This window comes from Bradyrhizobium cytisi (assembly GCF_008123515.1).
Classification (GTDB): Bacteria; Pseudomonadota; Alphaproteobacteria; order Rhizobiales; family Xanthobacteraceae; genus Bradyrhizobium; species Bradyrhizobium cytisi.
In genome coordinates this window covers 1-6,968 of the sequence record NZ_VSSR01000123.1, presented here as the reverse complement: position 1 = coordinate 6,968, position 6,968 = coordinate 1, and the positions used below count along the sequence as shown (strand labels likewise).

3 protein-coding genes and 1 pseudogene are annotated in these 6,968 nt (G+C 59.6%); all 4 read left to right on the top strand.

Going from position 1 to position 6,968, the window contains the following annotated elements; translation table 11 throughout:
• Positions 1-1,040 precede the first annotated feature (1,040 nt).
• The 4 genes and pseudogenes from FXB38_RS41120 to tnpC all read left to right on the top strand — a co-directional run bounded on the left by FXB38_RS41120 (position 1,041) and on the right by tnpC (position 5,785).
• Complete coding sequence (locus FXB38_RS41120) at positions 1,041-2,621, top strand: class I adenylate-forming enzyme family protein (protein WP_246230613.1); 1,581 nt, start codon at positions 1,041-1,043, stop codon at positions 2,619-2,621.
• Between the two features lie 727 nt (positions 2,622-3,348).
• The gene (locus FXB38_RS44765; protein ID WP_430640220.1) at positions 3,349-3,642 is read left to right on the top strand and encodes a transposase; all 294 of its coding nucleotides are present in this window, start codon (positions 3,349-3,351) and stop codon (positions 3,640-3,642) included.
• A gap of 69 nt (positions 3,643-3,711) precedes the next feature.
• The gene (tnpB, locus tag FXB38_RS41110; RefSeq protein WP_148756574.1) at positions 3,712-4,191 is read left to right on the top strand and encodes an IS66 family insertion sequence element accessory protein TnpB; all 480 of its coding nucleotides are present in this window, start codon (positions 3,712-3,714) and stop codon (positions 4,189-4,191) included.
• An 18-nt stretch (positions 4,192-4,209) separates the two neighbouring features.
• Positions 4,210-5,785, top strand: a pseudogene (tnpC, locus tag FXB38_RS41105) (IS66 family transposase).
• Positions 5,786-6,968 lie beyond the last annotated feature (1,183 nt).

The following is a 6,968-nucleotide window of genomic DNA, read 5'->3' as shown; positions in this document are numbered from 1 at the left end:
GCACCAACTGTAATGCTAGGGGCGAGCATGCAAGCCTTTGCAACTACCAACGCTGGGCGTCGATCGACATCACAGGATTACATATGAGACAATTAGATTCGGTCCGATCGAAGCTCGGCCTGTGGGAGCGGTATGCCACGTCGTGTTCCCCCAAGGTCGAGTGACGTCCGGATTTGACCGCAACGACATGAAGAAGTGCCCCCTTTTGGTTTGCAGCAGGACTGAAGCAAGCCAACTCCCGAAACGCGCTTTCATAGCGCTGTAGCAGCGAGCGGCATGCTTAGTTATTTTTGCCCGATCCGGCTTCCGAAGCAGCCGGCTTCGGCAGAAGTGCGTATTTCAGGGGATCGTGAGCATGATGGCGCTGAGGCGCAGCCGTTCAATCTCCTGCTACTCGGGCTTTATCTTATGATTGGCGGGAAACGCCTGCGGCGGATCGGCGTCACATGCCTTCATCCATCGTGGAGAATGTTGGCCTCAACATGCAGGTTGCGCGCCTCCTGAGCGGCCGACACCGGCTTCTCCTTCAGAAGTCAGACCGCTTCGACCTTGAACTCGCGGCTGAACTTTCGCCTCTTCATCGCTCATATTGGCTAGGTGAAAGAGCGAATTCATGCTCCTCGCCAGACTAGGTAGTGTTTCCATCCTCCATGATGAGGTACTCTCCAACTCGTGCTCTCTAGAGGCAGCTGATTACCCTGGAAGGGGGCAGCAATGGGAAGTTAAGCTTGAATGGAGGTGCTGTGGACGATCCAAAACAGTTGCATCCTTGCGGTGCGCCGTTCCACCCGATTCGAGCTATGCGTTTTGATCTTGAGCTCTCATGCTGCAGTGCCGTTACTCAAGAGCGCATATCCGCCACGCGGCTGCTGGACCGGCTTATTTAGCTCTCGCAATCGGAAGATTGGACGGTAGAGGGCCCGCGCGTTTGCAGCCTTCTTTGCCCCTGAAAACGAAGGACTCCATTGATGATCCCTCCAAGGTTGAGGCCACCGGAGCTGCAAAAGTACGCAGCAAACGCGTTCTCGAAGTTAGAGGCCATGGAAAGGGCGTATGAAACTATTACTATTGGTCAGCTGGTTTCGATGCGGGCGAGAACGCACGGACCAACAACTGCCATCGATGTTTTCGAGAGCGGCGAGCGCGCGACTTACTCGGAGATGGACAAGTTGTCCAACAAACTCGCGCATGCGCTGCGTGCGTTCGGCGTACGCAAGTGCGACCGCATTGGCATAATGTTGCCAAATTGCATCGAATTCCCCATCCTGTGGTTCGCGATTGCGAAACTCGGTGCGATCATGGTTCCGATTAACATGCGGTACACACCCCGGGAGATCGAATACGTTCTCACCGATACGCAGGCCAGCTTCGCCGTTGTCCAGGGGGCTGCTTGGTCAGTATTTTCGTCGATGGAGCCTTGGCCGGAACACCTCGTGAAGGGTCGAATAATACTGACAGGACAGCCCTCCTCTGAGAGCACGACCACTCTCGACAAATTGCTCAAAAGCGTCGACGACTCTCCGTTAGATGAGGACATCCGCCCAGATGACCTATTGAACATTCAGTATACCTCGGGAACGACGGGCTTTCCGAAAGGCTGCATGTTGACGCACGACTACTGGGGCGTGAGCTCGTATCAGGGGCTGTGCTGGGACGAGCAGCCATACCGAAGGTATTTATCTGCGAAACCATTCTTCTATGGCGATCCGCAAGGGGATCTTCTGAGGTCGTATCGACAGGGCGGCACGCTCTTCTTGGCTCCGCAGCTCAGCTCCACGCGCTTCATCGGTTGGGTCAAGCAGCACCGTATCGAATGGTGCCAAGTTACCGAGCTTATCGCGCGCGAAGCCGAAGTCGCTGGCGTAGACGGAGCGACATGCCTGAAGCAAACCTTGAATTGGGGCTCCAGTCCTGAAACCATACGTGACTTTCGGAAGCGCTTTCGGGTGCGCACCCAGGATGCTTACGGAATGACGGAAATTGGCTTCGGCACACTGACCACGAGCGAGCTCGACGGATTGACGCCCTGGGGTTCCGTAGGTATTCGCGCGCCTTTTAGGGAACTGCGCCTGATGAACGAGGACGGCAGCCCTACGTCGATCGGTGAGATTGGTGAGTTGTGGGTGAGAGGGCGTGGGATTTTGGAGGGCTACTGGAACAAACCCGACGCAAATGCTGCCTTGTTTCAGGGCGAGTGGTTTAAGACCGGTGATCTGATGCGCCGCGATGAGCTCGGCTTTTATTGGCTGGTAGGGCGCATTAAGGACATGATCCGCCGCTCGGGCGAGAACATCGCTGCACGTGAGGTGGAGGCTGTCATCCGCGAAATTCCAGAGGTTGCCGATGTGGCAGCCGTGCCCGTTCCCGATCTCAAGCGCGGGGAGGAGGCAAAGATTTACGTTGAACTGAGGGAAGGGATCACGCCGGACGATCTGATCATGCACCGCATTCTCGATCATGCTCGTGCTCAACTTGCTTCCTTCAAGGTGCCGCGGTACATCGCCTTTGCTCGCGCGCTACCCAGAACCACCTCCAGCAACAAGGTGCTCAAACGAGAGCTGACCGCCGTGAACGACCCGTTTGCCGGCGCCTACGACACTGAAGAGAAGCGTTGGCGCTGAAGCTCGCCTGCATCTCAGCTTTGGCACGCGTGCTGTTGTCAGTTCGACACTTCAAATGACCGAAACGTCCAATCCGCCCGGCGCTTAGCATGAGATCGACCTCTGTAGCACGGAATATGCTAGATTATAGCTCCAAGCAAACTTCTGGCGCCGGGCCAGAGAATCTCGGCTCAATTGAGCTTGCGCTCGGTCTTCGCAAGATTGCGCTGTTCGATTTGGATCCATATTGCTGCTGCTCTAATGAGAATTGACGTGTGGCTCCCGGCCTCTGAGCTCCGCGTCCACCCCGACGATCTTTTTGAGGGCAGGACCGAGTTCTTGCTCGAGAGTTATGCGGCTGGTGGAACGAGTTCGCATTCAACCGATGCACACACGTTTTAGCCAAGGGTACTCCGCCATCAACCCAGGCGCGGCGCAGTGCGTCGAGCTAATCATTTCGCACAAACATGCACGATGCGCACGATAATCTGCCTCAATCAGCGACCAAGCTGCTACGCCACTACTCGTGCAGGGTACGATCAGCCTCTCGCTTCACTGATACGCTCAGCAATTGGGAGGTTTCCGGCGAGCGATTAATCCACTCACCCTGATGCTCCTTAGGTGTAAGCGCTCCTTTCTACGCGCCTATGCAGTTGAGCGCGGGAATGGGATGAGGTGTCCACCATGAGCGAGGTGGACACCATCGAAGATCACTCCAGAAGAACCTTTGAGACTTGAGAGGGTCGGCGTGTTGCGCAATGGCCGGCGTCGCTATGATCCGGCCAGCAAACAGCGGCCGGTCGAGGCCTATCTGCAGCCTGGCGTGTCGCTGGCGGGGCTGGCGTTACAACACGGCGTGAACGCGAACCTGCTGCGCAAGTGGGTGGCCAAGCGGCAACATCAGAACGGGATGGCCAGCCGGAGGCGCGGGCGCCGATTGCGCCAGACTTTATTCCGGTTCGCGCGCCGTCGCCGTCGCCAACTCGATCTGCTGGCGCAATCGCGGTTTGCGCGACGGAGCGATCCTGTGCAGGGCGGCTGACGGCATCGATGCCCAAGGGCGTGACGCTTTCGCTGAAAGGCGGCGACGCGCAGTTGCTGTAGGCGGTGATTGAAGCGCTGGGGCGTTGCGATGTTCCGACTGGCGTCTGATCTTCGGATCTACCTTCACCGCGAACCGATTGACTTCCGGGCGGGCATCAACAGCCTGGCGATCGTGGTCGAGCAGTCGATGGGGCTGGATCCGTTCCAGCGCGCAGTGTTCGCGTTCTGCAATCGTCGCCGCGACCGGATCAAGCTGCTGATCTATGATCGGTCAGGATTTTCGATGCTGCTGAAGCGGCTGGAGGCCGACAGATTCCACTGGCCCCGAAGTCAGGAGGCGGTGCTGACGCTGACGACGGAGGAGCTGCACTGGCTGCTTGACGGCATCAACATCGCGGCGGTGCGTCGTCATCCGGACGGCAATATCAGAGCGTGGGCTGAGCGTGTTCGATGCGGGCGGCGTCATCGGGCTTCGGCATGGCCGTTCTCAGATGACGCCGCCGAAGACATGACGAAGACATGGAGCCCGGTTGACGCGGCGGCATGACTTCGATTCAAGACTACGATGAGTCGCAAGTCCACGACGCACGAGCAGGAAGCCTTGATCACGGCGCACGCGGCCGAGATCGCGGCGGTGGAAACTCGCACAACGCGTGCTGCATCTTGAGGAGCAGTTGCGCCTGGAGCGCCTGCACCGGTATGCGCCGAAGAGCGAAAAACTCAAGGAGCGCATCTTCAAGAAGCCGAGCAGGCCGCCGCTGAAAGCCGGGACGACGACGATGTCGAGGCGGTCGCCGTGCCGGACACGGGATTGCCGGAGGCTCCAAAGCCGGCGCCGAAGACACGCGGCCGCAAGCCGCTGCCTGACGATCTGCCGCGCCAACGCGTCGAACATGATCTGGGTGAGGACCAAAAGGACTGTCCGTGCTGCCATAATCGGATACATCGGATGGGCGAGACCGTCACCGAGCAGTTGCACGTCGAGGTGAAGGCGTCGGTGCTGCAGCATGTGCGGTTCAAATATGCCTGCCGTCACTGCGAGCGCACCGCGCTGAACACCCCGATTGCGACCGCGCCGATGCCGGCGCAGCCGCTGCCGGGTAGTGTCGCCACGCCATCGACGCTGTGCTCGCCAACAAATACGTCGACGGCACGCCGCTGTACCGTGTGGCGGACGCGCTGGGGCGCGCCGACGTCAGCATCAGCCGCGGCACGCTGGGCAACTGGGTGATCCGGGCGAGCGAGTCGCATCTGCGTCGGGTCTATGACGCGCTACAGCAAAAGCTCAGGTCGCAGCCCCTGGTCCACGGCGACGAAACCTGGGTCCAGGTTCTTAAAGAGGACGGCCGTGATGCGCAGGCCAAATCCTTCATGTGGGCCTATCGCAGCGGCCAGGACTGCGCGCAGCCGGTCGTGCTGTTCGATTACCAGCCCGGTCGCGGCCAGCAACATCCTCAGGCCTTCCTGGCCGGCTATCGCGGTTGATGAGCGACGGCTATGACGCCTGGCGCACGCTGATAGGCGCGACCCATCTCGGCTGTATGGCACATGCGCGCAGGAAATTTACCGATGCGCTCAAGGCCAGGACAAAGCCTGGCGGTCCGCCATTGCAGGCGCTCAGGTTCTTCGAGGCGTTGTATGAGGTCGAGAGGGTGGCGCGCCAGACGCCGCCCGACGGCGAAACGCGCGCCGCATACACCTTGCGGCTGCGCCAGCAGCATAGCCTACCGGTATTGGCCGCCTTCTGGACCTGGCTCGACGACCAGGCGCCGAAGGTCCTACCCGAAAGCTTGACCGGCAAGGCGATCGCCTATGCGCGCAACCAGTGGGATTATCTGACCCATTACACCAGCGACGGTCTCGCCCCGATCGATAACAATGTTCTGGAGCGCGACATCAGGCCGTTTTGCACCGGACGAAAAAGTTGGCTGTTCAGCGACACCGTTGCCGGCGCCAAGGCAAGCGCCGTGATCTACAGTTTGGTGCTGACATGCCGGGCATGCGGCGTCGATCCCTATGCATGGCTACGTCACGCGCTCACCGAATTGCCCCAGCGCGCGCCAGACGCCGATATCGAAGATCTGTTGCCGTTCAACTGCACCGCTAAAAACAACCTGACAGCTGACAACGACAGCGGCTGACGGTCGAACGCTCAGGATCAATCAAGCCGTTCCGATGATCCCGCTGGGGCCCGGCGTCAACCGCCGCGGCCACCCGCGCGCCCAGCCTGTGCAGTAAAATGCGCGCTTACCCTTAGGTGTTGCTCAGGTGGCGACCCTTGGGCCACGCACAGTGTTCGAGCCGTTCTTTGCATTCATTCCGCAAAGAGGGCAGTGGTCGCGAACGGTTCCCGAGTCCGCATGAGCAAGGTGACTACCGAGACCTGCGAATTTGAGGACGATAGCTGCAATTTTCCGTCTGGCAGTGGGCACGCTGGTGCATGCGAAGTAGGAGCGACGATGAGCACACGAGCACGCCGGAACTACACTTCGGCTTTCAAGGCGAATCGTGACGTTAGCCGCTCTCAATCGCGATCGGACGATAGCTCCGGCTGCCGACGAGCAGTTCGACGTGCGCCTCAATTAGATCGGGGCGAAAGGCGCAGCGAGCTGCAGCGGACGAAGTGGGCTTGATCCGGCGTGCTGCCGTCAAAACTCTCGAGATGTCGACCCACAAAACTGCGCGTGTCGATCACTGTCGTAAGCCCCGGAATCCGCATCTGACACTGCGTCATGCCGCTCGACGACCCGCTATGTGCTCCCGCCCTCGATGCTGATGGGGATGCCGCGCTTAGCGACCGCGCTTATGAAAACCGACTGGCGAATTGTCAGCTTGAGCGGTGTTGGCGCCCAGTCCAGCACGAAGGCGGGATAGACGAATCCGCGCGCCGTAGGGATATGGTGATGTCCATCGCCCAGACCTGGTTGGATTGTTGATCTCGATTCCGCGCAGCAGGTATGGTTGGATCTTGGGACCCGGCTCGGGCTTTGTTGTGCGCGGGGGGCATCGATCGAGCGCCTCTATCCCGCCGCATCTGCCGCATCAACGTCCTCACATGCCGGGCGTTGTACAGCTCGGCGGCGGCAGATCTTGCAGCATGTGGCGAACCGAAAAACCCCATGCAGCCGGTTGAGCGGTTGAGCCGACGCCTGATCGCGAGGTCGGCGTCCTGCACCGGTCGCGGCAGATCCTAAACACTGCCGCTGGCCAATCTGTAAGGCCTCCATGCCTGCTGCTCGACAGTTCATGCTGGCGGTCCATCATGGCTTTGCGGTGAGCAACCCCGCCTCTGGTGAGCGCTCGTTCTAGGGTCCAGACTCAATT

Excerpts from the sequence above, each read along its gene's own strand:
- FXB38_RS41120 (WP_246230613.1), top strand. The coding sequence starts at position 1,041 with ATGGAAAGGGCGTATGAAACTATTACTATTGGTCAGCTGGTTTCGATG.